At 72.1% G+C, this 3,089-nt stretch carries 2 protein-coding genes; both read left to right on the top strand.

Annotated features, from left to right (window positions below):
* Positions 1 to 1,395, top strand: a 1,395-nt coding sequence (locus AC5P1B_RS35550) for a polyketide synthase dehydratase domain-containing protein (RefSeq protein WP_493892169.1), incomplete at its 5' end; no start/stop codon positions are given.
* A gap of 42 nt (positions 1,396 to 1,437) precedes the next feature.
* Positions 1,438 to 3,089: type I polyketide synthase (locus AC5P1B_RS35545; protein ID WP_493892168.1), on the top strand; the 1,652-nt coding region annotated here is incomplete at its 3' end.

Here is a 3,089-nt window from a genome sequence, read left to right as displayed (position 1 = left end):
GTGCCGCTGGTGATGCCCGCTTCGGGTGCCTTGCTGGTCCAGGTGGTGGTGACCGCCGCCACCGAGGACGGGCGGCGCGATGTGCGGATCTACTCCCGCGCCGATGACGACGGCGGCGACACCGCGTGGGAATGCCACGCCGAGGGAGTGCTCGGCCCGCCCGCCTCGGCGGAGGAAGCCGACGGGCTGGCGGGAGTGTGGCCTCCGGCGGGCGCGGACCCGGTGGACGTCGCGGGCTTCTCCGCGCGGATCGCCGCGGCGGGCTACGGCTACGGGCCCGCGTTCCAGGGGCTGCGGGCCATGTGGCGGCACGGTGCCGATGTGCTGGCCGAGGTCGAGCTGCCCAAGGCCGCCGGTGACCGCGACGGGTTCGGCATCCACCCGGCGCTCTTGGACGCGGCGCTCCAACCGGCGCTGCTGACCCACCAGTCCGGCACCGCAACCGCTGTCGGTGAGGACACCGGCGAGGAGCCCGGTGAGAGCACCGGCGTATCCGGCAACGGAACCAGCTGCGCTCCTGGACAGTTGTGGATGCCGTTCACCTGGAACGGGGTCGCGCTGTGGGCCGGTGAGGCGAGCACGGTCAGGGTGCGGCTGTCACCACTCCACGAAGGCGCGGCGGGTGCGGCAGACGCGGCGACCACGGCGGGTGCGGCGGGCGAACGGGCGCTCCGGGTGACCGTCGCCGACGGCGTCGGCGCCCCCGTCCTGACCGTCGACGCGCTGACGATGCGACAGGTCGGCATCGACCAACTGCGCGCGTCCGTGCCCGCTCCGCTCCGGGCGCTGGCCGCGACCGGGAAGGGCGGACGGCGGGGACGGCGCACGGCGGCCGAAGGAGGCGGCGGACAGGCCGCCGACTGGGCGGGCCGACTGGCCGGGCTGTCCGCCGACGAGCAGCACCGTACGCTCCTCACCCTCGTCCGCGGCCACGCCGCCACAGTGCTCGGCTATGCCGACGCCGACGCGGTCCATGTCAAGGCCAGCTTCAAGGAGTTGGGCTTCGACTCGTTCATGGCGATCGAGTTGCGCAACCGGCTCGCCGCCGTCACCGGGCTGCGGCTTCCGGCGGCCCTCGTCTTCCGGTACCCCACCCCGGACGGCATCGCCGGTCATCTGCTGCGTCGGCTCGCCCCCGGGGAGGCCGCCGCGACGGAGCGTCACCCGGTGGCCGACCCGGTCCTGACGGATCTCACCCGGCTCGAAACCACCCTGACCCGCACGGCATTGGAGGACAGCGTCTCCGGTGCGGTGATGTCGCGGCTGGAAAGCCTGCTGGCGAAGGTCAAGGCGGACAGGAAACCAGCGCGGGAGAGCAGCGCCGCCGAGAGGCTGGAGTCCGCATCGGCGGACCAGGTCCTCGACTTCATCCACAACGAACTTGGTGTGTCCTGATGTGCTGCGCGCCACCACCGCCGAAAGGCCGGGTGATACCTCATGGTGAATGAAGAGAAGCTGGTCGAATACCTCAAGCGGGTCTCAGCGGAACTGCATGACACGCGCCTGCGCCTGCGCGAGGTGGAGGGCCGCGCCCAGGAGCCGGTCGCCGTGGTGGGCATGGCATGCCAGTTCCCGGGCGGGGCGCGGTCGCCGGAGGAATACTGGGACCTGATCGTCTCGGGCGTGGACGCGATCGGGGAATTCCCCACCGACCGCGGCTGGGACCTGGAGAACCTGTACCACCCCGACCCCGGTCACTACGGCACGAGCTGTGTGAAGCAGGGCGGGTTCCTTTATGACGCCGACCGGTTCGACGCCGCCTTCTTCGGCATCAGCCCGCGTGAGGCGCTGGCGATGGACCCGCAGCAGCGGCTGCTGCTCCAGACCGCGTGGGAAGCCCTGGAACGCTCCGGCATCGATCCACTCTCGCTGAAGGGCTCCCGGACCGGCGTCTACGCCGGGGTCTCCGGGCAGGACTATCTGTCCCGTACGCTCCGCATCCCCGAGGGGTTCGAGGGATACGCCACGACCGGCGTCCTCCCGAGCCTGCTGACGGGCCGGGTGGCGTACACGCTGGGCCTCGAAGGTCCCGCCGTGACGGTGGACACCGCGTGCTCCGCCTCGCTGGTGGCCATGCACCTCGCGTGCCAGGCGATACGCCAGGGCGAGTGCACGCTGGCGCTCGCGGGCGGGGTCAACGCGCTCTCGACACCCGTGATGTTCACCGAGTTCTCCCGGCAGCGGGCGCTGGCCCCGGACGGCCGCTGCAAGTCCTTCGACGCCGCGGCCGACGGCACCGGCTTCTCCGAGGGCGTCGGCCTGGTGGTGTTGGAGCGGCTGTCCGACGCGCGGCGTAACGGCCGTCGTGTGCTGGCGGTCATCCGGGGTTCGGCGATCAACCAGGACGGCGCCAGCAACGGCCTGACCGCGCCCAGTGACGTCGCCCAGGAACGCGTGATCAACCAGGCGCTGGCCAGCGCCAGGCTCACCCCCGTCGATGTGGACGCGGTCGAGGCCCACGGCACCGGGACCGCACTGGGCGACCCCATCGAAGCGGAAGCGCTGATGGCCACGTACGGGCAGGGCCGACAGGCCGACCGGCCGCTGTGGCTGGGATCGGTGAAGTCGAACATCGGGCACACGCACGCGGCCGCGGGCGTGGCAGGCGTGATCAAGATGGTCATGGCGATGCGGCACGGCCTGCTGCCGGCCAACCTGCACCTCAACGAGCCCACGCCGCACGTGGACTGGAGCGGCGGCGCGGTGCGCCTGCTGACCTCGCCGGTCGACTGGACACCGGACGACCACCCTCGCCGGGCCGGGGTGTCGTCCTTCGGCATCTCCGGCACGAACGCGCACATCGTCCTGGAGCAAGTCGCCGAGAGCCCGGAGTCGGCGGCCGAGCGGGCGGATGAAGCCCCGTCCCGTACTGCCTTGGCACCGCGCGGCACGGGCGAACGTGCCCCGGCGGGCGGCATCACGCCGTGGATCGTGTCCGCGCGCGGCGCCGAAGCCCTGCGCGGCCAGGCGCGGGCGCTGGCCAGGCACCTGGCCGCCGCCACCGACGTATCGCCTACGGACGTGGGTTGGTCGTTGGCTACTACGCGGTCGGTGTTTGATCACCGGGCTGTGGTGTTCGGAGACAGTCG

The sequence above is a fragment of the Streptomyces sp. A01 genome, from assembly GCF_059026195.1.
This window is presented reverse-complemented; position numbering and strand designations above follow the sequence as displayed.